8 protein-coding genes are annotated in these 26,110 nt (G+C 39.8%); 2 read left to right on the forward strand and 6 right to left on the reverse strand.

From position 1 onward, the window contains the following. The first annotated feature begins 71 nt into the window (after positions 1 to 71). Positions 72 to 1,298, forward strand: a complete 1,227-nt coding sequence (locus ACQKFO_RS13150) for a helix-turn-helix domain-containing protein (protein WP_427599180.1) — start codon at positions 72 to 74, stop codon at positions 1,296 to 1,298. 64 nt (positions 1,299 to 1,362) lie between these two features. Here ACQKFO_RS13150 and ACQKFO_RS13155 read toward each other — a convergent pair whose 3' ends face one another. The 3 genes from ACQKFO_RS13155 to ACQKFO_RS13165 all read right to left on the reverse strand — a co-directional run bounded on the left by ACQKFO_RS13155 (position 1,363) and on the right by ACQKFO_RS13165 (position 14,099). Then, complete coding sequence (locus ACQKFO_RS13155) at positions 1,363 to 5,526, reverse strand: S8 family serine peptidase (protein WP_427599182.1); 4,164 nt, start codon at positions 5,524 to 5,526, stop codon at positions 1,363 to 1,365. A gap of 625 nt (positions 5,527 to 6,151) precedes the next feature. After that, the gene (locus tag ACQKFO_RS13160; RefSeq protein WP_427599184.1) at positions 6,152 to 10,297 is read right to left on the reverse strand and encodes a S8 family serine peptidase; all 4,146 of its coding nucleotides are present in this window, start codon (positions 10,295 to 10,297) and stop codon (positions 6,152 to 6,154) included. 346 nt (positions 10,298 to 10,643) lie between these two features. After that, positions 10,644 to 14,099, reverse strand: coding sequence for a S8 family serine peptidase (locus tag ACQKFO_RS13165; protein ID WP_427599186.1), 3,456 nt, complete (start codon positions 14,097 to 14,099; stop codon positions 10,644 to 10,646). 600 nt (positions 14,100 to 14,699) lie between these two features. On the opposite strand from ACQKFO_RS13165, the gene ACQKFO_RS13170 reads away from it, so the two are divergent. Continuing rightward, the gene (locus ACQKFO_RS13170) at positions 14,700 to 15,356 is read left to right on the forward strand and encodes a YdeI/OmpD-associated family protein (protein WP_427599188.1); all 657 of its coding nucleotides are present in this window, start codon (positions 14,700 to 14,702) and stop codon (positions 15,354 to 15,356) included. Between the two features lie 263 nt (positions 15,357 to 15,619). Here ACQKFO_RS13170 and ACQKFO_RS13175 read toward each other — a convergent pair whose 3' ends face one another. The 3 genes from ACQKFO_RS13175 to ACQKFO_RS13185 all read right to left on the reverse strand — a co-directional run bounded on the left by ACQKFO_RS13175 (position 15,620) and on the right by ACQKFO_RS13185 (position 25,932). Further along, positions 15,620 to 19,801: a S8 family serine peptidase gene (locus ACQKFO_RS13175; RefSeq protein ID WP_427599190.1), complete on the reverse strand. Its 4,182-nt coding sequence runs from the start codon at positions 19,799 to 19,801 to the stop codon at positions 15,620 to 15,622. Between the two features lie 610 nt (positions 19,802 to 20,411). Beyond that, positions 20,412 to 21,671 (reverse strand): helix-turn-helix domain-containing protein, encoded by a 1,260-nt coding sequence (locus ACQKFO_RS13180; protein WP_427599192.1) that lies wholly within the window; start codon positions 21,669 to 21,671, stop codon positions 20,412 to 20,414. A gap of 199 nt (positions 21,672 to 21,870) precedes the next feature. Beyond that, the gene (locus ACQKFO_RS13185; protein WP_427599193.1) at positions 21,871 to 25,932 is read right to left on the reverse strand and encodes a S8 family serine peptidase; all 4,062 of its coding nucleotides are present in this window, start codon (positions 25,930 to 25,932) and stop codon (positions 21,871 to 21,873) included. Positions 25,933 to 26,110 lie beyond the last annotated feature (178 nt).

Raw genomic sequence — 26,110 nt, forward strand, 5'->3', positions numbered from 1 at the left:
ACGCTACAGGATGTTCTTTCAAGTGAGGTTTCTTATTGTTATTATCCTTTCAATTATGGAGTGAATGTTGTATGCATAAAGGAAAAATCATTAAGTTTTATCGCCAAAAAGCTAAATTGACACAGGAACAGCTTGGATATGGGATCTGCTCAAATACTCATGTTAGCAAAATTGAACAGGGGAAGACAGATTATTCTTCAGAAATTACCTTGTTATTTTCTAAACGGCTCGGGATTGATGTAGAAGAGGAATTCATCCGGTATAAAAACATCAAGAGGCTCCTTCAATGCTGGCATGATTCAATGATAAGGCAGAGAGATAAAGAAATAGAAACACTTAAAAACAAACTGGAGAAAGAACCATTAATAAAAATCAGTGACTATCAAATCCTTTATGAACTGCTGAATGCAAGATACCACTTACTGCATCAAGACTTGAAACCGGCAGACAAAATCCTCAAAGAGATCAAAAAGAAGTATAAGCATTTACCACCTTATGAAAGTAACTTATTGAATCATTTATCAGGCATTTATTACTTATCTAAAAAGGATATAGTAAAAGCCTTTGAGACCTTAGTATCTATTAACATCGAAGATTACAAGAATGAAGAATATTATTTAACGTTAGCTACTGCCTATCTTGCGGCAGGATCAAGGGTAATGGCCTATTACTATGCAGAAAAATCATTGCGTTCTTTCATCAATAACAATAATGTCCTTAAAATTATTGATGCTGAAATGATTATGTTAATAACACGGGAAAGTGATGGATGTCGTGATTTCCAACTGAAAGTCGAGGAATACGAGGCTCTACTTCATACTTGCGATCTGTGTCATGCTTATGAAAAGAAAGCACGGGTGCTCCATAACTTAGCCTATGAATTCTATAATCGAAACGAATATGAAACTGCTAAACGACTGTATGAACAATCCATGGATCTGAAGGAAAAAAAATCCTCCTTTTATTTAACCTCCCTGGAAGGATTCATCCGGAGCTGCCTTGATGGTAACCTAATGGCGAAAAAAGAATTGGAGAAGCTGGTATATGAGGGATTATCCCTTGCACGGGAAATGAAGGAATATATATATTCGATCAGCTTCAAACTTCTTCTCCATTTAATCAACCATCATCACACTGAATATTTTAACTACCTTATCACTAACGCCCTTCCATACTTTAAACAGTCTGGATATGTATCTTTATTAAAACAATACGAAAAAGAACTTTTTCATTATTACGTAAAAAAAGATGAAAAGAGTAAAGCTCTTGAGCTGGCGTCAAAAGTATTGGCTGATTAATTAAATAATGGAAACGTCATAAAAGAATGCCAGGAGTTTGCCCCTGGCATTTTTATTTTGTTCACTATTCTCTTGTTTCAAGACCAATTGAATGGAATAACTTTTCCAACGTAACCTTTCCTTGTTTTTCCTTTGGCTTTTTATTCTCTTTGACATCAGGTCCTTTTTCCAGGAAGTTTTTCTCGATCAAACGAAGATCTGATTCATCTACTTTGCCGTCTTGATTAAGGTCGCCCTTGTTTACCCCGAGATTTTCTTTCCCGTATGAGAACACTGAGATAATCGCATCTCTGATATCAATCATCTCATCTCCTGTTACATCACCAGCTGGGGACTTGTCCATAGTTGCGTACATTCGCACACCTGCCATTTCTCCATCGACGTTTCTCACTAGTTTTGTCGTAAACTTGCTAGTGAGATGACCTGGTATGTCTACGTAAATTTCATATTCATTTTCTGATAACGGAAGGTCATCGATTGTAAAGTATCCAGTATCGAAAATCTCAGACGCTTCAAAGGTTTTACCATCTGAAGCTTTTGCATATACTTTCGCTCCAAGTTTAGAGTAGTCAGCAGAATGATCCAACTGCCCATTATCTTTTAAGAAAGCTTCAGGTTGGATATTTCCATTCACAATAGAATGGCCAGCCAGAATTCTAAATGACTCGTCATTAATTACACGAATAATAGTTGGGTTAGAATCTGAAGTTTTCTTATACTTAAAGGAACTCGTATCAAATGTTATGTTTTCTTGAGCATAGTACTCATCATTGATGACTTTAAATGTGACATCCAAGAATGGAATATCTTTATCGATCGTTAAGTTATTCTGATGAATTGAAGCCCCTACTTTAACGTTCCCAGCATTTAATGTTGGCTCATTCAGGTTTACTTCTACACCTTTTTGATCGGCATATTTTTTAAATGTATCATTGACTTTTACATTTTTAAATTCAAGTAAATCTTTATAGTAAGGTACGCTGAATTCACCGGAGGCGAGCTGCTTAACATTGTTTAAATTCAAAGTCATTGTAATTTCGTCACCCAGACGGACCTTCTCTTTGTCATAACTAGGAACAGCATATTCCGTTCCTTCTCTTATGAACATGTATTTATTTATACCTTCTGGATATCCTTCTGATGCTGTCGCATTATCAAATACAAACAAGTTGGAATCTAAATATGACATCTGGTCCATTCTTTCCTTCGATGCAGGAAATCTAAAGTTCCCTTCCCCATCTACATTAAGAAAATAATGGTTATAGAACGAGTATTCATACCAAAGTACACCATTCCTGGACTGATCAATGTTCACCCCTTTTTCTTTAAGGGCATCGACAGTTGAATCATATACATTTCCATGTACCCATACCGCAGGTCCTTCTAACCCTTCTTCTTCTGTAAACATCGAATCATTAACTTCATAAAGACCAGGCTCCATGTCAAGTTCCACTTTCGGAGGCGTATTGTCAATCATGAAAATTGCGTCTTTACTGTGTGGTTTACCTTGCTCATCGTACCCAATCATTTCGAACAAATAATCTCCTTCAGGCAGTTTCACCTTTTTATCAGAAATTGGGTTTGAAGGATCGTTGGTGAATGGGTACACCTCTCCCTTAACAAATTGACTCCCAAAATAGTCAATGCCCGTCAATAAATGACTTGCATTAATGGTTCCAATTAATCCGACTGGTTCTCCAGATTTTCCATCTTTCACTAACATATCAATGGTCTTTAATGGACTTGATAATTTGACGATTACATTGGTATATGGAGTCGTATACGGATGCAACTTCGATGTATCATTCGTTATCATCGGTCTTGTCAATTCCATCTTCTCTAGTCCTTTATCTGCCACACGGACTGAAAAAGGTATTTGGTAGTGCTCTTTTTCATTTTTCGGATTTACAAGGTGAATATATCCTTCATACCTTCCGAATTCCGCACTGTCTGAAACAAGAATTGTCGGCTCAATTTCTGCAGATTTACCCGCTTCGATCCTAACTGAATGTTGAAGCTCCACTTCTACGCCGTTTTTGCCGGCATCTTGAATTTCTCCCTTAGCTGGTAAAAATTCAACCGTAGTGGTAAATTCCTTTGCATCTTCTTCATTGAGGTTTCGAATAACCACTTTTCTGCTGTCTTCTACTTGTTCACCATCCTGAATATAGTGACTTCCGAAAGCAATTGAACCCGTTTCTTCATCGATTTCGACAAAGTTTCCATCTTGTTCATGCAGCGTTTTGTCCAGAACCTTAATCAATATATCAGAATGGACTGCCTCATGGACATCAATTCTCCCTGCGCCAACTTCATTGACTGAATACTCACCATTCATTTCATCAGCCGTATTCATTAATGCTTCCTTAACCTCAAAAGGTGTATATTCGGGATGTGCTTGTAAGATGAGTGCTGCTGCGCCTGCTACGTGAGGCGATGCCATTGATGTACCACTGAGACGGCCAAATGCCGTATCATAATTTTCTCCATCTTGGGGGTCATTGATAAACTCAGGTAGGGTCGAGAAGATCGCTACGCCTGGTGCTGTGACATCTGGTTTAATGTCATCATTCCCGTTAGCAGGTCCTCTGGAACTGAATTCCGCTAAGTGATCACCTTCCGTCTTGATGCTGCCTAATGTCTCAAAGGTGATTTCTGATTGTGATTTAAGTTGTTCACCAGCAGCCTTGGATATGCGGAAAGCAGGAATATAATTAGTACCTTCCCCTATATAAGCTTCTATTTCACCATCTACGTTATTATAAACAATCGCTGCTTTTGCACCTGCAGCTCGTGCATTTTGTACTTTTTCATCGAACGTAATCGATCCACGTTCAATAAGCGCTACCTTACCAGTCACATCTTTATTAGTAAAATCGCCTTTTGTACCTATCCCTGCATCTACAATTGGAAGGGTCATATTCTGGAGGTCTTCCAATTGATCTGTATAATTTCGGGCTAACAGCTTCATATCCACTATTTCTTGGTTTCCAACATTGGCACTAATTGTCGGGATTGTTAATGACACATCGCTAGCTCCTACTGTTATCCCAAAGGCAGCTGCTCCTGGAGATCCCAGTGTTTTTTCACCAGGTCCTGCGTTTCCTGAAGCAACGACCGCAACAACACCTGAAAGCATCGCATTGTTAATCGCTATAGACGTTGGATTAAGAGGGTCATTGACATCCGAACCCAGGGACAGGTTGATCACATCCATACCATCTGTTACAGCCTTCTCAATTCCTGCCATGACCGCGGCATTCGATCCACTTCCATATGGACCCAATACCCGGTAAGCGTAGAGATCAACTCCAGGGGCTACCCCCTCAACAGAAGAGGCCGAGCTGTTTTCCTTTTGGCCTGCAATGGATCCGGCTACATGAGTTCCATGGTATGTATAATAACTAGAACCATTGTATTCAGGCTTCCCGGAATCCTTCCAGTCTTTAAGAGTCGTCTCCATGGGATCCGAGTCATTATCGACAAAATCATATCCGCCTTTATATGCACCTCTTAAATCTGGATGATTATAGTCAACGCCAGTATCAATGACCCCTACTTTAACCCCTGTCCCCGTAATGTTCTCTTGATGAAGCTTGTCTGCACCGATTTGAGGAAGGCTGTCATCGACCTTTGATGGTATACCCGAGTTCATCTCTTTTACCTCTTGCGGAAGGTCAAGGTTTATTCCATTATCCTTCCAAATACGCTTAACGACTCCAGTACTGAGCAACTCTTGCACAGCCCTTCCTGGTATTTCCATCGCTACCCCATTGAATGACTCATGGTATTCTCTGGTAACTTTGGCATCGTTCATATTTTCTTCATTCGGTCTATTCAGTTTTTTGGTTTTTTTCCATTCTCTTTTAAACGTGTCATGCTCAAGTTTTGCTTTATCTTTAGCAGCAGAAAGAGACATTCTTTTCCCTTTAACAGCTTCTTTTGCTACCTGAACCTCTGGGGGAGCTTGATTAAATTCAACGATTACCTTTACCATTTCAGAACTGTTTTGATTGATATCCGGTGAAATGGTGAACCCTGGTGATGTTTCCAATTGTTTCAATGCCTTCCTTTGCTGATCAGTTAAATTTATCAGCGTTCGCTCTATTGTTTTCTGTTTATTCTGAATATCACTCTCAGCAATAGCCCCAGATGGCGCTCCTGCGGAAACTAGCAAACTAGCAATTAACGTCCCCTTAAATATAGGTTTGAGCTTTCTTCTATTCATATCGTTCCCCCTGATCGTGATTATTTGTTAAACACTACTATTACACCTGTTAACAAGTGATTGTTCCAAAACGAATGGGTACCCTATCTCAAAGTTTAAATAAACTACTATGTAGCAGCAATGGGGGGAATTGTGCTATAACATCAAGCCTTTTCGGATAAAAGGTTCAATAGATGACATTTGATCTTACATCAACAGATCATTTTGCAGTTAAAAAGGTTCAGTAGACTTCAAAGATATGATTCCTATTTAAGTAGACGTGTGAAAAGGCTTGTTCCTTGAACAGCACGGTAGTAACGTAAAAGATAGCCTATACTAAACAAGGATATTTATAAGATACTCTCTAAGGCAGTAATACATATCATATTTCCTGGTAGGATAGTAGTAGGAAAAAGGACCAACAATCCCCTATAAAATTCCCTTCCCCTTTGATACAACCTTATGTTTTGTTTGAAAATAAAAGAATAATTCTGCGGCGCATTTTCGATCACTTTAAAAAATTACAACTGTAAACACTAATGCTTTCTTTCTAGTATTCTACTTGAACTGTCGTTCATTCTTCCCGCAAGATGTTTTTCTCCCATCAAAAAAGCAACGGCCAATGGCCGTTGCTCTCTTCTTTTCCTTACTGAATATTTAATTCCTCCAGCACACTTTCTAATGTTTGTCCATTTTGTTTTTTCAGAGGTTCTGGAGAGTTATCCATCCAAGGATTTTGCATTAAATAATTGTTGATGACAAATTGCATATCCTTTACGTCTACTACTCCATCGAAGTTAATATCTGCTTCGCGTTTGTCTGTGTTCCAATTTGATTGAATGGAAAGTGCGTCTTTCACATCAATTACATGATCTTGGTTCACATCTCCCGCATGTGCAGGTTCAGGAAAGATTGCTTTCGCGTATGGTTTCAATTCTCCATTTTCTTCCAATCCGACTGTGAAGGTTTTCTTCACCTTGAAATGTCCCGGCACCTCTACTTCGAAAGTGAATGGTTTATCCGTTAGTGGTAGTTTAGCTAAGAAGAAATCAGTATTCACCTCTCTACTTCCAAAATCGGTTGCATATTCTTTTCCCGCTTCATCTGTTACTCTCACTTTCGCGCCAGCTTTAACATAATCAAAGTTTTTTATTGGCTCAGTTAGCACCCAAGGATTCTTAAATGCTTCCGGAAATACATGAGATTTCAAAATGGAATACGTCCGTTCCACATGATAGGGAATACTAATACCCGTTGCGGAATTCATCTTATCATCTGTATTGGTGTACGTACCATTGAATTGTGTTAAGCCCATATCCCCTAAGCCAGAATCCTCTTTCACTTTGTATGTGAGATCTACCATTGGAACCTTGCCTGATTGCCCCGTTTGTGCGGCATCACCGGTTAATGTCGCGGTAATGGTGGTTTCTGTTCTCTTCTGTCCGTCTATGGTTACCTCTGTATTCTCTGTTTTAATATCCACTTTTCCATCCAATGTCGTGTGTGGTGTAATGCTTTGGGTGACGACGTTCAATGGATTTACGAAGGAATATACGGCTTGCTTCATGTTTGTCATATTGTTCATCGAAAGTGTAACCGTCACAGTATCGCCCGCTGTTACTTTCTTTTTGTCTGGAATAGCTGTTCCGTACTGAGTACCTTGTTTCACATAATATACCTGTTTATAACTAGAATAGTTTTGCACTGTTGCAAAGTTTTCTGCATACATTTTCACCGGAAGCACTGGTACACCTGGGATCAGTGTGAGCTCCGTCGAAAATTTCCCGTCAGTGTCTAATGGAACTTCAGTGCTGTATCTACCAAACTGATAGACAAATTTATTATTGGCTTGAGACACATCCATACCGCCTGATTTCATTTCTTCAATCCCTGGATCGTAAACCGAACCTGTTAATGGTACCGTTGTTTGATCCGGACTATATTCTACTATACCAGAGTCCACGTTGAGATCGAGGGTAGGCTGCGTAACGCTATAGTAAACCGGTGCATCTGACGTAAAGGTTTCCCCTTTATCATTTGTCCCTACCATCCTGATTTTGTACAATCCTGGCTCGGTTTGTTCCTTATCATACGCGATTGGCTGATCTGGATTTCCCGTTAACGGGTGGTAATATCCTTCATTCAGCACACCCCTTAGATAATATTCAATATTTTCATCTGCACCCATACCGTCAAATGAACCAAGAAAACCGATTTCTTTATTCGTTTTTGGATTAATAAGGAAGAGATCCATCGAACGCATATGAGATTTCAATTGGAAGTTAAGGCCAACTGACCATCGGATACCATTATAACCAGCCTCGACAGCGGTCGTAAATGCAGGAGGATTTACCTCAATATGGTCAATGCCCTCTTCTGCCGTATGAATACCAAATGGAACTCGATACGTTTCATTCGGATTGTCTTTATTCGTGTACACCACATAGCCTTCATAGTTTCCTAATTCGGCCGTTTTCGGAACTAACATTGTTACTGCGGTTTTCTTTTTCTTACCTGCCTTCACTTTCAATGTTTCTTTTGTCTCCACCGTTACACCGTTAGCAGTCGCATCCTTGGCTACATGAGAATAATCCCCCTCGAATCTTTCCTCAAGTGTTTGGAACTCGACTTTCACATCGTAGGTTTTCGTTTCTTTGCTGTTGTTGTAGAGCGTGACAGAACGGGTCTCTCTTAAATGCTTTCCATCTGGAGCATGCGCGCCAAAGCTTAAGGCACCGGTCGTGTCTTTAATCGTATGGATTCCCTCATCTGCAAGAGTCTTGGCTCCTCCATCACTCGTTTCCGTCTCGTCATTTACTTGAATGTTTGTTTGAGCATGAATCGCTTTATACGGATTTACACGTCCTGCACCTACTTCAAATACACTATATTCTCCATTTAATGGATCCGCTGTGTTCATGAGCGTTGTTTTGATCTCGGCAGGTGTCATGTCGGGATTCGCTTGTTTCAAAAGTGCGGCAACCCCTGCTACATTTGGCGAAGCCATGGATGTACCGGATAAACGTTCATAAGCACTTTTGTAATTCCCGATTTGATCTTCTCCATGCATATAGGATGGTACCGTAGATAAGACCGACACTCCAGGTGCAGTAACTTCAGGCTTTATATCATATAAGACGCGGGATGGACCCCGTGAGCTGAAGTCAGCTAATACGTCCCCTCCGGTCACAACCGGTTCACCCAATTCATCAAAGGAAAACGTCGCACTACCGGAAGTTAACGCTTGCTTCATTGCAGTCCCTTGCTCACTGTTTAGAAAAAATACAGGGATGGAGTCAAAACTTTCTCCTAAATAAACATCTTCCAGTGGGTAGGCGTTGTATAAAAGAAGGGCCTTCGCTCCTCCTTTTTTCGCGTTATTTATCATAGATCTGAGATCAATATATCCGCGTGTATCAAGGATAATTTTTCCGTTTACATCTTTGTCAATAAATGAACCGTTTTTTCCATCAACAATAGGCAAATTTTGACCTTTTAATTCTTCTATTTTATCTTCGAATCCTCTGGCAATCAGCTTTAAGTCCGCTGATACAGTTGTATCGGCATGAAGCGTTCCATTAAATGTTGGAATCGTGACAGATGTGTCACTTGCCCCGACAGTAAGGGCCAATGGTGAAGTACCAGGTGAGCCAAGTGTATACATTCCGTTTCCGGAGTTACCCGCTGACACCACCGCGGTTACGCCAGCAAGCACGGCATTGTTAACGGCAATACTAGTTACATACAATGGGTCGTTGTAATTGGCGCCAAGGGACATGTTAATTACATCCATACCGTCTTCCACTCCCTGGTCAATCCCGGCTAATATCGCCCCGGTGCTGCCTGTACCGTTAGGACCTAACACACGATATGCATAAATTTCAGCATCGGGTGCTACGCCCGTTACTGCATAATCTGATTCGTTTGTACCTTGTCCGGCTATAATTCCCGCCACATGCGTTCCATGCTCCGTATAATATGTCTGTGCAGCCCATGGTTTTCCTGCTTCTACCCAATCGTCATACGTTGTTTCCATCGGATCATTATCGTTATCCACGAAATCATATCCGCCTTCGTAGGCATCTTTTAAATCAGGATGGTTGTAGTCAATTCCTGTATCCAGAATCCCGACTTTCACGCCTTCTCCCGTGAATCCTTCGTGATGAAGCTTTTCGATGCCGGGAAAAGTGACATTCGAGTGCGTTTCGGCTTTCTCCCCGGATTCATGTTCAGTGACAGGAGGTTCAATATGTACTTCCTTATCGCTCCAAACAGCCTTTACAGCTTTAGAATCAAGCAGTGCTTTTGCTTTGTTGGCAGGGATGGTCATCGACACACCATTAAATGCATGTTTGTAGGACTGCTTGATCTTAAATGATGATTTCTTTTGTTTTAATTCATTTTTAAAAATCGTTTGAAGATCCTTGTGAAAGGTTTCATGAGCTGCATTTACTTTTTCTTTTGCTTCCGTCTTAGACAGTTTTTTTCCTTCTAACTCTGCTTCCAGTACCGCTGTCTTTTCCGGCTTGTCCTTGAATTCAACAATGACCGAAATGGAATCGTCACTCTTTTGATCTACCTCAGAAGATAGCTGCAGCCCTCCTTGGTCATTCGTTTGTAATTGTTTAATCGCTTGACGCTGCTCTGGAGTAAGATTCGCCAGCACTTGTTCAATGCCTGAAGATGACTTTGCTTGAACATTGTGTGTAAGAGAGGCTGGTGTAAAACTGCTGCCTACTAGACCAGCACTCAGTGCCAACATTGTTACATTTTTAGTAATCCGCTTTTTCATCCGTCAATTCCCTTCTTTCTTATCTGTTGATATATTCATACTATTTGAATTTGATAGAATGTAACTTTTGCGAAATTTCATCAAATTCAGTTTTTTATACAAGGAATTTTAGTTTGGCAAATAAAGATTACCCTATGTCGGTTTACCTAAGGTGCTATGGACATATGACTTATGGAATAACCGGGATTAATTAGTTGATACATTCAAAGCAAGTAGAAATACCAATGATGGGCAATATTTGAGGTTCTGTTCCTTGAGGTAAGAGGCTATAGTATCTCATCAACCTAAAGTCGTTTTACACGAAGAAAAGCCAAGAACGTCATATGTTCTTGGCCCTTCTCATTAGTTAGTGTTTAACTGTAATCTTCTTCTTCTCAGACGTCAGCGATAATCCTGTTTCATCTGTTCCTGTCACGGTCACATAATAGTCACCGTCCGGATATTCAGCAGCAGCATACCATTTTAACCCATATATCGAATGTTCATTTTCAATATCGGCATACTCGATCACTTCGCCTGCTGAATTAGAAATCTCTATATGCCAATCTATTCGTTTATAGCCAAAGATTAAGATGGAAGCCGGTTTCGTTTCATTCACATTGGATCGTGAAACATTCCAATAATTGATAAATGGATCTGCATTCAGCAATTCCTCATTTCCAGTATAACCAACACCAACATTTTGGAGAGCATCTATGGCTGAAATCATGACAATTTCAGGCTTTTTGTCGGTAATGTACTCATTTGCATCACTGTATACGCTTTTACGACTACCGCCATTTACCCAGATGAAATTTCCGACATGTTTCGTTCCTTCTTCTGTGACACCCCACGTAATTTTATACTTCCCATCCGTTTGTTCTGTAATCTTGATATTTTTAACAACAGGCGCAACAGAATCCAGTTTAAACGGAATCTTCGTTTGTTGAGGCTCTGCTCCCTCATAATTCAATGTACTCTCATACACATACGTATAGTTCCCGTCAGGAAGGTGGTTCCCGCCGTCATCTTTCCCACTCCAGAACATCCCATCGAACTTATAAGAGTAATTTCCATAGCCCATAATGTTCTTTCTGAATGGGTACGGGCTGCCATCTTCCGTAAATTCACCGAAATTCGTGATGTTGGCAACAGTTTTTCCATTCTCATCCTCTACCTTCAGAGACATTTCTTTCAAATTACGAAACGCAGTGAAGGAAGGATATATACCTGACGCAACCGCATTCTTAGAATATCCAATTTTATTTGGATCAAATGTTCCTTTGGAAGTATCATACCCCATAGGCAACTCCATTACGTCATTCCAAAGAACGGTATATCCTAAGTATGGGTCTCCATTCACCGGACTCACATCAATATTATTAAGGGAATCCCAATCACCGTAATATCCCATGAAAGGCATCGTTAAAGTTGCTAAATCTTTTACAGAACTGCCTTTAGGAACAAAGCGGACAAACCCTTCAACAAAACGACCTTCACTTAACCCTTCCGGGAGTGTGACAGAGATCTTCACTTCGCCATCACGACGTGGTTTGTATTGAATTTTCTTGTCCCCCATCTGTTTTCCGTTGATTTTCACGACCGCTCCCTCTATCGGTATCGAATGTAAAGTTAGATATTCTCTTTCTACATCGCCATATGTCTTCTTCTCTGTCTCATCCATTAACAGATCTACTACGATTTCATATTGGTCATTGGCTTTTTCAAGCTTTTTTGCCAAGGGCTCTACATCCAATGTGAAATCGAACGTTCTGTCCACTTCCTTTAACGCAACGGATGCAGCCTTTTCCAAAGGGGCACCTACATGTTCCACAAGGTAAGGAGATTTAATCGCTTGTTCAATCTTCATCAAACCTGAACCTTGACGTCTTGGTGAGTATAAGGAATTTTCATCGTCGGGATTCGTTAACACCTGGGACGTGTTCATTAATGCATTCTTCGCTTTTAAGACCGTTTCTTCATTTTTTGGTAAACCTAACTCCTCGTAATACTTCTCAAGAAGTAAAGCCGCTCCAGCTGCTACGTGTGGAGTTGCCATGGAAGTTCCACTCATGGTTTCATATTCGTTATTCAATACTGTCGAGCTGATCTTTCCTCCAGGAGCTGTGATTTCTGGTTTAAAGCTTAAATCCGTTGGTGAACCATAAGAAGAGAATGAAGACATCGGTTCTGTTGTCGGGTTTTGTACCCAAACACCTTCATCTGACAGTTGCACTGAAATCTTCTCACCGCTTTGTAATCGTTCAATTAATTGATCTCCTTCTGTATGTCCAGTCGTAACGGCTGGAATGGTGTATCTTGAGAAATTTAAATTTGCATAAGATGGATATTTATCCGGTGGAATGACGATTAGTCCGACCGCCCCTTTTTTTGCTGAGTCATATTGAAGAGTCGAATAAATAGCATACGATTTTGCAGGTTTTGCAACCACGATCTTCCCTTCTAGATCCAAACCATCCAGATGGCTGCCAAATCCTTCACCGGCGAAAATCAATTCGTAATCTTGACTGGCTTCGAGTTCATCACTAAGCTTTTTGGAACTGGATTGTGCTTGATATCCAAGCTGACTTCCATCATTCAAACTGAAAGCATCTACACTCATCTGATCATTCTCTGATGAAGCAACCTGCAGTGCGGATGGTGTTACACCAGGGTCGCCAACAAGACCGATATCAGGATTTTTGGCCAAAGGTAATTGTGACCTTTCCAGCAAGTTTTGTTTTGTACTATAAGAAGCGTTACCTGCCGCAGCTACGACTAACACCCCATGTTCTGTTGCATATTGAATGGCACGTTGTACCGGATCATTCGGGTCTACGCTTCCTGCGTCAGATCCCAGACTTAAATTGATGACATCAGACCCAAACTCCACCGCATGATAGATTCCAGCTACAATATCATCGTCATACGCACCACTTCTGCTATCAGAGAATACTTTTTCGGCCAATAGCTGTACATCCGGTGCCACTCCCATCGCCTTTTTCTGGGAATCTTCGTATGCCCCGACAATTCCTGCTACGTGGGTTCCGTGGGAATTACTTGCAGGAATGACATTGGTGTCTTTATCTGCCCAGTCATAGCCTGTTGGTACCTTATCTGTATACCAAACATCATTTACTTCTGTTTCATTCAGTTTCGCTTGAATATTCTCTTCATTATACTTTGCTTTTTTCTTCCCTTTTTCGGAAAGTTTCAGTGCCTCATGCTCATAATCGATTCCTGAGTCAACGATTGCAACGAGCATTCCGTCACCGCTGTAATTGTATTTTGTCCACACATTCATGGCTTCCACAAGTTCATTGCTCTTTACATCCATATGTTCATACGTTTTCGCGATGCGGATATCCTTTACTCCGTCTACCACTTTGATCTTTTCCGCTTCCTTCATCGTCGTTTCCATACTAAATCCGTAAAAGCCTGTGTGATATGTATGGATCACTTTCGAAGAACCATCTCTTTTTTTCATAAACGTATTCTTTACTTGTTCTACCTGCTTTTCAGGCAAGGATTTTGCCTTTTCATTTACATCGACTTCGACAATTAAACGAACTTTTTCATTTGGATCAATAGAAGTCCCATCCTGTCCATATAATGGATGGTTTCCACTATCTTCAACTAAATCAGCCATAGGAAGTTCTGCTTCTTGTGTTTTTGGAATAGCCGATTGTCCATCTTTTGAAAAATGGAATTCCGCACCAACGGGTGTTACAAAGCTGCTTAATAGTAAAACGAACATTAATACAATAGATAACCTACTTTTCAAAGAACCCTTCATCTTCTCACCCTTTTGTATAATTTTCATTCTTTACTACACATGATGAAGAATCCTAGAAGTAGATTAGGATTATGCTATAGTACAGCATAATACCTAGCCAATCACGTAATATTGCTATTTGATGGATGCGCCAACTATCAGTAGAAGACATGGATAACAGATACATGTCGCCTATACCTTTGTGTCTAACTTCCTCCTCCCTTTTCTATTAATCAAGAAATAGTGAGCACCTCTTATACTCGTTCTACTGAAACTAAAAATTTCCTATTGGGGGAAATAAAGAGAAAGTTTTATAAAATAATAGGAACTTTATCCTTGAATGCTTCATAAAATGTTTGTATTTGACCTGTTAAAAGTGATAAAAGAATGGAAAAATAATTTTTCATTGGGAAAAAAACTCGAATCATTGAGGAAATTGAAAAATGATAGGATGAAGGATCAATTTATGATCAATAAGTCACTGATTTTTTGATAAAAGATCCAACTAAAAAAAACCCTACTATTTCTTCACAATGAACATTTGTAATCTATAATAAGTAATAGATAAAAGGGGAAGAATGGTGCTTGTACTCGTTCATGAAAAATGAATTCATTTTCACTCTACTCAAATTCCTGGAGGGAATACATATGACCACTATTATTGACAAATTAAAATTAACCAAATATAAAAATATGGCTGTCCTTCATCAGCCTGAAGATTATACGATCTTTACAGGCATGCCGACGTCTCTTTCTGAGAATCACGATGCTATCTTTATATTTGTTAAAACGATTGATGAAATGGAGGAATATTTAAACAAGATCCTTCAGAATGAAAAAGTCCTGCTTCCAAAAGGGTACTTATTTTTCGCCTATCCTAAAAAAGGGAATACTCGATTTGACACCTATATTCACCGTGATGAGATGTTTCCGGCATTAAACGTTGGAGAAAATGGTTATATCGGAAATAGTGATATAAAGTTTTCGCGTATGGTAAGTATGGACGATGTCTTTACGGTTGTCGGCATGAAACGTGAAAAGAAAAAAGTAGCCAAGACGCCTGCTTCAAGTCAATGTGTTGCAGATTATGAGGAGAATGTAAAGGATGTTGAAACATTACTAAAAGACCATCCGGCAGAGTTAAAATTTTATCAAAACCTGACTCCTGGTTATCAAAAAGACTGGGCGAGGCAAATCTTTTCGGCTAAACAGCAATCCACACGTGACAAAAGAACCCATCAGATGATTGAAATCTTGTCTGAAGGATATAAGACGCTGGATTTATATCGTAGAAAAAAGAAGTAGGGAAAAAAGAATCGAGTGAGTCGACTTTGTCATTCACTCGATTTTCCCTATCTTCTTTAAGATGACGAAACCCTGCTTTTTTCATGTCCTCAATTTCTTTGTCAAAGATTGAAACCAATTCTTCCATTTCTAAGGTATAAGTGTTTAAATGTATCACTTGTTCGAAAATTGGATTGGACTGTTTAATACATTAGATAAAGCCATGTACTTAGCACAATTTTCCCACAAGAAAAGAGATGCCCTTAGGACACCTCTTTTCTATTTTATTTCTCCAATTCAAGGCCAATTGAACGGAATAATTTTTCCAGAGTCACCTTGCCATGTTTTTCTTTAGGTATTTTATTCTTTTTAGCATCTGGACCTTTTTCTAAGAAATTCTTCTCTATCAAACGCAGATCCGTTTCATCTACTTTGCCATCTTGGTTCAGGTCGCCTTTATTCACTCCAACGCCTTCTTTACCGTAAGAGAAGACTGTAATGATGGCATCATTAATATCAATCATATGATCTCCATCAACATCACCCGCCAGACTCATATTGGATCCTGTATTAACAAATTTCCCATAATTCTTACCTTTCAGTTCAAAACCAGGTATGAATGGCGTGTAGGTCTTTAAATGTCCTGGGATTTCCACTACGACATTGTATGTCTTAAGTGAAGCAGGAATACCTTCGATTGTGTATTTCCCATTTGAAGCGATGCTGCTGCCTTCATATTTTTCACCATCTGGTGATAAGGCATATACCTTCGCTCCGATATTTTGAGCAACACCATTTGGTAAAAGAAGATTGCCACTTCCACTTTTCTTCATAAATGCTTCTGGTCTAATATACCCTTCAATTCTTGAATGTTTAGATACGAAACCAAATGATGAAGTGCTGTAATAAGGGAGAGTTACAGTCTCATCTTCACCGGCCTTTGTGTAACTTGACTTTGTGACATCAAGTTTGTCATATCCATAAAACCAGTCATCTTTATTGACCTTGAACGTAACGTCTACCATAGGCATGTCACCATTCAATCCGGAGTACCCTTCTCCATTCAATGTAGCGCCTACCGTTACGGTCTCGTAATATCCGGGATTGCCCTCAACAGGATCATGAAGTGATGCTTGAAGTCCATTTTCTTCTGCATAGGCTTTAAATTCATCATTCAGCTTTGCCGATTCAAATGAGTACATTTCCCCTTTATATTGAATCGTGTACTCTCCTGACATAAGATTTTTTACGTTATTCAAGCTCAGAGTCATGGTCACTGTATCGTCTAAACCAACTTCTTTCTTGTTGTAATCAGATGTTACATATTCAGTGCCCTCTTGTATGAAGATATATCTTTGGTAATTGACATTCATTGCAATATCAGCACCGGCTAAACTTAATCTTAATGGGCCATCTGCAATATCAGAAGGTTCGATTCCAAACTGAGTATTCCCTTCTGAACCCGCTGAAGGGAAGCAACAATTAAAGTACTCACGGGAGCCAATTGCTATCAAAAACTTGTTCGATGATTGATCATAGTTCATTCCTTTTGATTGCAAGACATCCACTGTTTCATCCTGCACATTTCCGTGAATCCAGAATGCTTTCTTTCCAAACTCTTCCGTGTACATATCTTCACTGATTTCATACACATCAGGAGCTTTATCAAAAGTCACTTGTGGTTTTGTATTGTCAATGATGACAGGTGTGGCGGTCGTATACGATTTACCCTCTTCGTCGTACCCTATGAACTCTAATTCATAATCACCTTCAGGCAAATCAATACTTTGGTCTGATATCGGATTTTGTTTGTCATTTGTAAATGGATAAACAACCCCTGAGAAAACATAAGGAATATAATATTTTTTGTCAGGCTTTGCATTCGCATCTTCTATGGAAGCAATGAATCCAATAGCTTGACCCGATTGTCCATCTTTCACAATAATGTCTAACTTGGTCAGTGGGCTTTTCATTTTGAATATTGCTGTTACAAATGGATTGTAATATTGCCACTTTGGCGTATTATTTGCTAGTGCTGGTCTATCTGTTTCAAGATAGTCGAACCCTTTTCCTGTTACTCGAATCGCAAACGGAACCTGGTACGTTTCACTCGCATCACTTTCATTCGTCAGGTGGATATACCCTTCATATCGCCCTTCTTCAGCAGCTTCCGGAACCGTGATTGTTGGTGAAATTTCTTTCGATTCCCTTGCGTCAACCGCTACACTCGTCGGAACTTCTAAATGTATACCATTTGCAGCTGAATCCTTGATGCCCGTACGTTCACCATGGTATTCAACTTCAACCTTAAATGATTTGTCTTCTCCACCATCGTTCTGGACGAGCATCTTACTGTCTGCTTTAATTCCATTGTCTTCCTTATAGTGACTTCCGAAAGAAATAGAAGCCGTCTCTTCATCAACCTCTACTTCTTCACCGTTTTCATTTAGATTTTTTGTTGTATCCATCACTTTGATGGATACATCGGCATGTACTGCATTATAAGCATCTATGCGTCCGGCTCCCTGTTCGAAAACGGATACGTCTCCATTTAAGTCTTCTGCTGTATTCATCAGGGCTGCTTTTACATCAAACGGAGTATAATCAGGATTTTCTTGAAGCATTAAGGCCGCTACACCTGCTACATGAGGCGTTGCCATGGATGTACCCTGAAGGCGGGCATATGCTGAAGAATAGTCTTCCCCTTCTTCCGGACTATTGATATATTCAGGAATGGTTGAGAAGATCGCTACACCAGGTGCTACAACATCCGGTTTAATATCATAGCTTCCAGCCACAGGTCCTCTTGAGCTGAAGCTAGCCAGGTTATCCCCCTCTGTTTGAACAGTCGCTAAGTCACCAAACGTAATGGATGCGTTATCTCCTAACCCTTTCAAACGCTCTCCATCCGCTTTTGTCATACGGAAGGTCGGGATAAATTCTGATCCTTCTCCCAGATAAGCCTGAATCTCACCGTCTATATTATTGTAGATGATGACAGCTTCAGCCCCTGCTTCTTTCGCTTGTTTCATTTTGTCCACAAAGGCAATTTCACCACGTTGAATCAGGGCGATTTTCCCCGTTAGATCTTTCCCTTCGAAATCAGCTTCATATCCAAGTCCGGCAAAAACTACTTGTTTTGACTGATTTTGAAGAGATGATAAATCATCGGAAAAGTTCTTTCCCAATAATAAAACATTCTCAAATGTTTCACCATTTACACTCATGGATTGGAAGGTAGGGATATCCATGTCAAAATCACTTGCCCCAACCGTAATGCCAAGGGCTGCTGCACCTGGAGCTCCAAGTGTTCCTTCTTCCGGCCCACTGTTTCCTGCTGCCACTACTGCCACCACTCCTGAGAGCATCGCATTGTTAACTGCAACCGAAGTCGGATATAGCGGATCGTTCGTTGAAGCACCCAAAGATAGGTTCATGACGTCCATGTCATCGATGACAGCTTGCTCAATCCCTGAAAGGACGCTTGTGGCTGTTCCAGCACCGTACGGACCAAGAACACGATAGCCATATAAATCGACATTAGGGGCAACCCCTTTTACCGCATAGTCGACTGTATTCTTCTGTTCGCCGCCAATCGTTCCCGAGACATGTGTACCATGCTCCGTGTAGTAGGCTGATCCAGAAGCAGGATTGACCTCAGGTTTACCTGAATTCTGCCAATCTTCATAGGTTGTTTCCATAGGGTCATTATCGTTATCAATGAAATCATAACCACCCTTATAGGCATCCTGCAAATCAGGATGATGATAGTCAATTCCTGTATCAAGTACTCCGACCTTGATTCCTTCACCCGTTATATTTTCATCATGAAGTTTATCTACATTGATTTGCGGGATACTATCCATCATTTTAGATTCAGAAGCTTCCCCTTCCATTTCTGGAAGTTCAAGCTGAACGACTTCATCTTTCCATACACGTTTCACGACCCCGGAATCCAGCAAACTATCAATCTCATTTCCCGGGATGGACATCGCGACACCATTGATGGCGGAACGATATTCTTTCGTGATCTTCGCATCTTGTAATCCAGAGCTTGTACTCTTTTTATTTTTCATAGAATGGAATGTTTGTTTGAATTCGCTGTGAGATTTCTCTACCTTTTCAGCGGCTGCTTTAGTAGTCGTTCGGAGTCCCTTAGCCGCCTGCTTCATCACTTCCACTTTAGCAGGTGCCTGTTTGAATTCAACGATGACATCAACTAGTCCTTCGCTTTCTGTATTGATATTCGGAGCGATTTCAAAATCCGGTTTCGCTTCGATCTGTTTCAAAGCCTTTCTTTGCTCATCCGATAGACTCATCAATGTCTCTTCTACATCTTTGATTTGTGTAAATCTAGACGTACTAGGGGCACTTTCTGCCATAACGTTAAATGGAATTCCTGATGCACCTAATAGACTTGCAGCCAGTGCAACCGTCAAAATTTTAGCTGAACGCTTCTTGTTCATACTCTTCCCCCTCTGTTATTCATCCGTGACGCAGATTTGTTTACAACCTAAATAGTAATCTTTTTTCATGAGTCTGTTAATTGGGAAAATTCTTAATATATTTTGACACTTCTCTCAAGTTCCTGTTCATTTCATGAAGTCATTATCGTAACGTAAGAGTTCAGGGGAGGGTAAAGTTGGGAAAGTTTCTGATGAAGAAGTAATTATACCTATATAGTCATAGTTCCATCTCACAAAACAGGTATATTTTACTATCAAGGAAAGATATTTAATACCTATTAAAGTTCAAAAAAATCAAAAGAGGCTGGGACAAAACTAAAAAATCACGAAATAAAGACAAACAATAGAAGTGTAGGTTCTTAATACCGCTAATGATTTCCGTGCAAGACTACGCTTTCCGCGGGTAGCCCGTGAGCCAACTCGGCAAGCCTGCGGGGTCTCACATAAGCTACTTTTCCCGCAGGAGTCTTCGTCTTGCACTCCAATCAACCGCTGAAGACTGCTAAAATCAAATAAACCAAAAATAAATAATAAACCCGAACCAATCTGCCTACTAAGAAGCGGATTTGTTCGGGTTTTACTTAGACTAAAACACTTTTGTCCCAGCCTCTTAGATTGGTTCATTATGATTAAAAATCAATTTTTTTAATAGTTCATTGGATAAATGAAGATATTGATTGGAAGAGATCAGGTCTCCTTTTTCTTTAAAATATACCGCTAATCGCTCTGAAAATTTTGCTGCCTTGTAGAGATCATATTGTTTCATCATAGGCAAGCCACGATCGATTAAAAAATCGCTAAGCCGTTTGTCATCCTTTATTGCATCTAAATACAGCACCATTAATTCTACATATTTACTGGACTGCTGGTCTTTAAAATCTCTTAAATTCTCCTGCAAAAGATTGATCGCTAGCTCACTCTCTTTCAAGTCCAGCAATACTTGAACCAATTCCACCAATGTGCCATAATAACTGATTGTTTGCTTCTTTTTCAGTTTAAGTGACTGTGAGAAATACTCTAACGACTCTTTTAGCCTTCCTTTTTTTCTATTTAACAAACCGAAATTATGAAGAGCTGTAATCTTTGTTTCGTTATCTTTTAACATCTCTGCATCGTTTAAAGCCGTATGCAACATGACTTCTGCACGTTCAAGATCGTTAATATAAATTAAGTTGGCTGAAAGTCCTATTTTCACATGAAGGATCCGTAAGATATTCCCTGTGTTCTGGAAGATTCGCAAAGCCTTGTGGGAGTAATGAAGAGACAACGTAAAATGCTTCAATAGCCCATGATTGGCCGCTTTATAATAATAATAATCCGTCACTTTTTCACTATACAGATCGGCTTTATCCTCTATTTGATCAAAGATGGTAATCGCCTTGGAATATTGCTGTTTCTGTCCATAATAGATTCCCTGAAAGAATTCCCACAGGTACTTTTCAAACGAAGAAAATTTGCTCATATTCTTTTTCAACCCATACGATGCGTGTTCATACTCGGTCGGGTTATTTGTGAACAATAGATATCGAAGCATGTAAAGTTCATATAAGTAAACCATTTCCGTACATTGAATATAATCTCTATGCTTTTCTAACTCTTGATATAGTCTTTCGGCATGATCTCGATGAAGTCTTTCGATCGCTTCATAGAATTGGGCCAGCTGCCTTTTTAAATTCAGCGTTTTTGCCGTTTCCTCTTCAATCGATACACCGAGTCGTTTGCAAAGTAATTCTAATGTTTCCAGGTTCCCCTCTTTAGAACTATTCTCAATCTTACTTAGATGAGTCGTTGAACATATCCCATTGCAAAGTTGCTCTTGTGTCTTATTTTGTTTTTTTCGATGATAGTAAATGATCCTGCCGATAGACATCGTTTCACTTCCCCCTTGTATATATCTATCATTATACATAGGATATTGGTATCTTATAAGCTATTAAAGGTAAGTATTTCCCTTTATTGAGAAGGATAATATATATAAATTTATTAATAAATATACATTTTTTCCTTTTGTAGGGAAATTTTAAAAAGCTTTCTCTTATACTGTTATAAGAGAAAGCTTTTTCATTTATTTATTCAATTCCCAACTCAGCTTTAATGTCTTTTAATGTCTGGCCTTTATATTTATCCTTTGGCTTTGGAGCATTTTTCACCCCTGGATCTGTTTCCATGTAGTTAAACTCTACTAATTCAAAGTCCTTTTCATCTACATTTCCGTCAAAGTTTAGATCAGCTTCTTGTTTATCCGTTCCCCAGTTTTCTTTAAGTGCAAGGGCGTCTAAAATATCAATCACGCTATCTTGATTAATATCTCCTGCATCTTGCGTTCTGAGGGCAAGGTTACTCCAAGTCGCGACAATTTTGTCTTCTCGTTGTTCATACACATGAAATGTCGTGTTAACGGGGAAGTGTCCTGGAATCTTTACCGCCATGTTAAATGGCTTATCCGTTACAGGAAGGTTCACTATGAATTGGTTATCATTTTTAATTTCACCATCATACACGTTTCCTTCAGAATCTGTTACGTTTAAGGTGATTGGGGCATTTGAAAAATCCATCTCATAGTCAAATTTACCATCCGTACCATAGAATCCTTGTGGTACGATACTACCCCTTACCTCTGAATGGCTTCGTAATAGTTCCGTATACTCCCCTTCATAGTAACCTCGCAGGTTTGTATCCGTTCCATTTATATTTGTATATGTTCCAGAAATGGTTGGACCAGTAATAAAGCTTGTTTTGTAATATTTTGTATCTTGGGCTTCAAGAGTGACTTCTACAACAGGAATATCACCAGTTGCCTCCACTTCGGAATTCTCGTCAACGGATACGTCAATGTCTATTTGATTTGAAGATGCGCTTTTCTTCGTCACTACTTGTTCTAAACTGGAATGTCCGTACTTTTCGAAATCCGGATGAATCTTTACATCGACCAATTTCAGCTGGTTCGTATCATACGTTGTAGAGAAATGGATATCGCTTAATTTCTCCACATTTTTTGCTGATAAAGTATACTTTACCAGGTCACCAGCTTTTGCTTCATCCTGATTCATCGATGCTGTTACGTAAGGAGTACCTTTTGGAACAAAAAAGTTTATAACCGGTTTACTAAAGTTACCCACTGAGTCATATCCAAAGAATCCCAATGGATAGACACTCAAACGACTATTCATTTGAATTTCATCTGAAAGATTTCCATTTGCGTCAGGATATAACATACCAGTTGGAAAAGGAGATCCGTAGTAATATTCAATCCCGTTCTTGGATTGATCGACTTGTAAACCCGCCGCTTTCATATCCTCAATGGTTTTATCATAAAGTTTCATAGAAAACGCCATCGTGTCTTCTACATTCTCATATTCATAGACACCTGTCGGTAAGGAGCTTGAGAATTCAGGAGCTGTATTATCGATATACGTATCGGCTTCAGAAGTAAAGGTCTCACCTTCACTATTTACCCCCACCAACTTAAGTTTGTAATGACCCTCAGGTGCCATCGTTGGATTAATGGATATGGAATGATCCTCGTATGGATAATAGTTTCCTGAAAACGCATCATTCAAAATAATCCTCTGTCCTTCTGGAATACCTTTAGAATTGATGACTCCCACTAACCCTAAATCTTCATTCGTTTTTCCATCGACCAGGACAACACTGAGTTGATCCATTGGTGATTTAAGGACGAAATCCATTGGAGTGAATTGGATTACCGGCCTGAATTGATTATTATCTTTTGTGGAAAAATTTAATGCATTGACGTATTCGATGCCTTTTTCAGAAACACGTATGCCGAATGGAATTTGATAGTTCTCTGACTCATCCGCTTCGTTTACGTAATGGATATACCCTTCATAGTACCCCTTTTCAGCTGATTTAGGGACATTTAAGAATACATTCGTTTTCTTTTTCTTTCCGGCTTTCACTGTGAGTTTCTTATTGAAGGATACTTGTACCCCATTTTCACTGGCATTGAGAGACTGGTTAGTAAATTCTACTTTTCCAACAAATGTTTTGTTTTCTTCGCCGTTATTTTCTACTGAAATCGTACGCTGGTTTCGGAGTGATTTTTCACCCACGTATTGTAACCCGAAACTCATACCGCCTGTTACCTCATCGATGGTCATACGTTCCCCGTTCTGAAGATTGGTCGTCTCATCTATGACCTGGAAGTTCATATCCGAATGAATCGCTTCATAGGGGTCTACTCTACCGGCGCCCACTTCATACACACTGTAATCACCATTAAAGGGATCTGAAGTGTTCATCAGGATAGACTTGATATCATCCGGCTTATACTCCTTGTTCGATTGTAAGAGGAGCGCCGAGATTCCTGCAACATGTGGTGATGCCATGGATGTCCCGGAAAGTCTGGCGTAAGCATAGTCATAGCTACCGTTTTCTTTATCATTTATATATGAAGGAACTGTTGAGAGGACCCCCACTCCTGGCGCAGTGATTTCAGGCTTAATATCATAGTTAGATCTAGATGGCCCCCTTGAACTGAAATCTGCCAATCGGTCACCCTCCGTCGTGATGGCTCCCAAATCGCTAAACGTGAAATCCTGATCTGATTCCAGGCTATTTTTCAATGCTTCTCCTTGTTCTTTCGTCAGTGTGAAAGTCGGTATGAAGTCGACTCCTTCTCCCAGGTAATGAGGGATTTGCCCTTCTTCCGCATTGTTGTTATAAAGGAGGATAGCTCTGGCTCCTTTCTCTTTAGCCACTTTGATCTTGTCGACAAAAGCAATTTCACCACGGCTGATTAAAACGACTTTTCCAGCTACACTTGGTTTCCCATAGTAATCTGTGTTTTTCCCAAGACCTACATCAACCACAGTTGAACTCAGTCCTTCAAATTCCTCTAATTTATCACTATAGTTTCTAGCCATCAACTGAAGATTGACTTTCTCAGTACCATATTGTCCATTAAACGTCGGAATATCCACTGGGACATCACTTGCTCCGACGGTCAGAGCCAGTGCGGCTGTTCCGGGAGAACCTAAAGTGAACCTATCACTCCCGGAATTCCCTGCGGAAACCACAGCAGTGACACCGCTAAGGACTGCATTATTAACCGCAACACTAGTCGGATAAAGTGGGTCATTGATCATGGCTCCAAGAGACAAATTGATGACATCCATACCGTCTTCAATGGCTCGGTCGATTCCCGCAATGACCCCTTCACTTGATCCACTTCCATAAGGTCCAAGAACACGATAGGCATATAGATCAGCTTCAGGTGCAACACCCTTTATATGATACTCGCTCTCATTATCTCCTTCCCCGGCAATGGTTCCTGCGACATGGGTCCCGTGTTCAGTATAATAACTATTGCTACCTGCAAATTCTGGATTTCCTGACTTTTTCCAATCCTCATATGTCGCTTCCATTGGATCATTATCCTCGTCTACGAAGTCATATCCACCTTTATATACTCCATCAAGATCCGGGTGATTGTAATCAATCCCAGTATCGAGCACCCCAACCTTGATGCCTTTACCCGTAAATCCTTCATTATGTAATTTATCGATTCCTAAATAAGGAATGCTTTCCATCATATAAGGTTTCACTAGTTTATTATCTTGATTTTCATCTTCTACAGGAGGCTCTACTTGTAATTCGACATCGCTCCAGACGGACCTTACTACGTCTAAACTCAACAATTCTTTTACTTTGTTGGCAGGCAGTTCCATAGAAACACCATTCATTGCATTTGTGTATGTTTTTCCAAGCTTGTAGCCTTTAGCACTCTTTCCTTTAAACATGTTCGTTACATCATTTTTAAATGTTTTTTGATCCTTTTCTATATTTGCTTTCGCGTCAGTTGAAGAAAGGTTTTTCCCTTCTAATTCTGCTTTTAATTTAGCTATTTTCTCCGGGTGATGGTCTAATTGGACAATGACTTTTATAGGTTCATCACTTTCCAGATCTACGGTTTGTGATAAGAACAATCCTTCTCTTTCAACCGACTGCAACTGTTTATAGTTTTCGAGTTGTTGCGGAGTCAGGCTGGATAATACTGATTCAATTGTATTCGGCTTTTCGGCTAATACATTGATACCTGGAATATTGGCTGAGCTTATAATCATTCCGGCTCCCAATGCACAAACAAGAATTTTCTTTTTTGGATTCATGAAATGGTGGCATCCCCTTTTTATCTAAATTTTCTAACATTTAGAATATAGCATAGGGCCTTGGGGTGGTGTATGGGGGGAATAAGGCAGGAATATAGTCCCTACTGAGATAGGGACACCTTTAGAAATAATATCTGTTAAAACATTTTGATACAGGATTTTATGAGTTTATAGTGAT

Source organism: Rossellomorea sp. NPDC071047, from assembly GCF_050270195.1.
Classification (GTDB): Bacteria; Bacillota; Bacilli; order Bacillales; family Bacillaceae_B; genus Rossellomorea.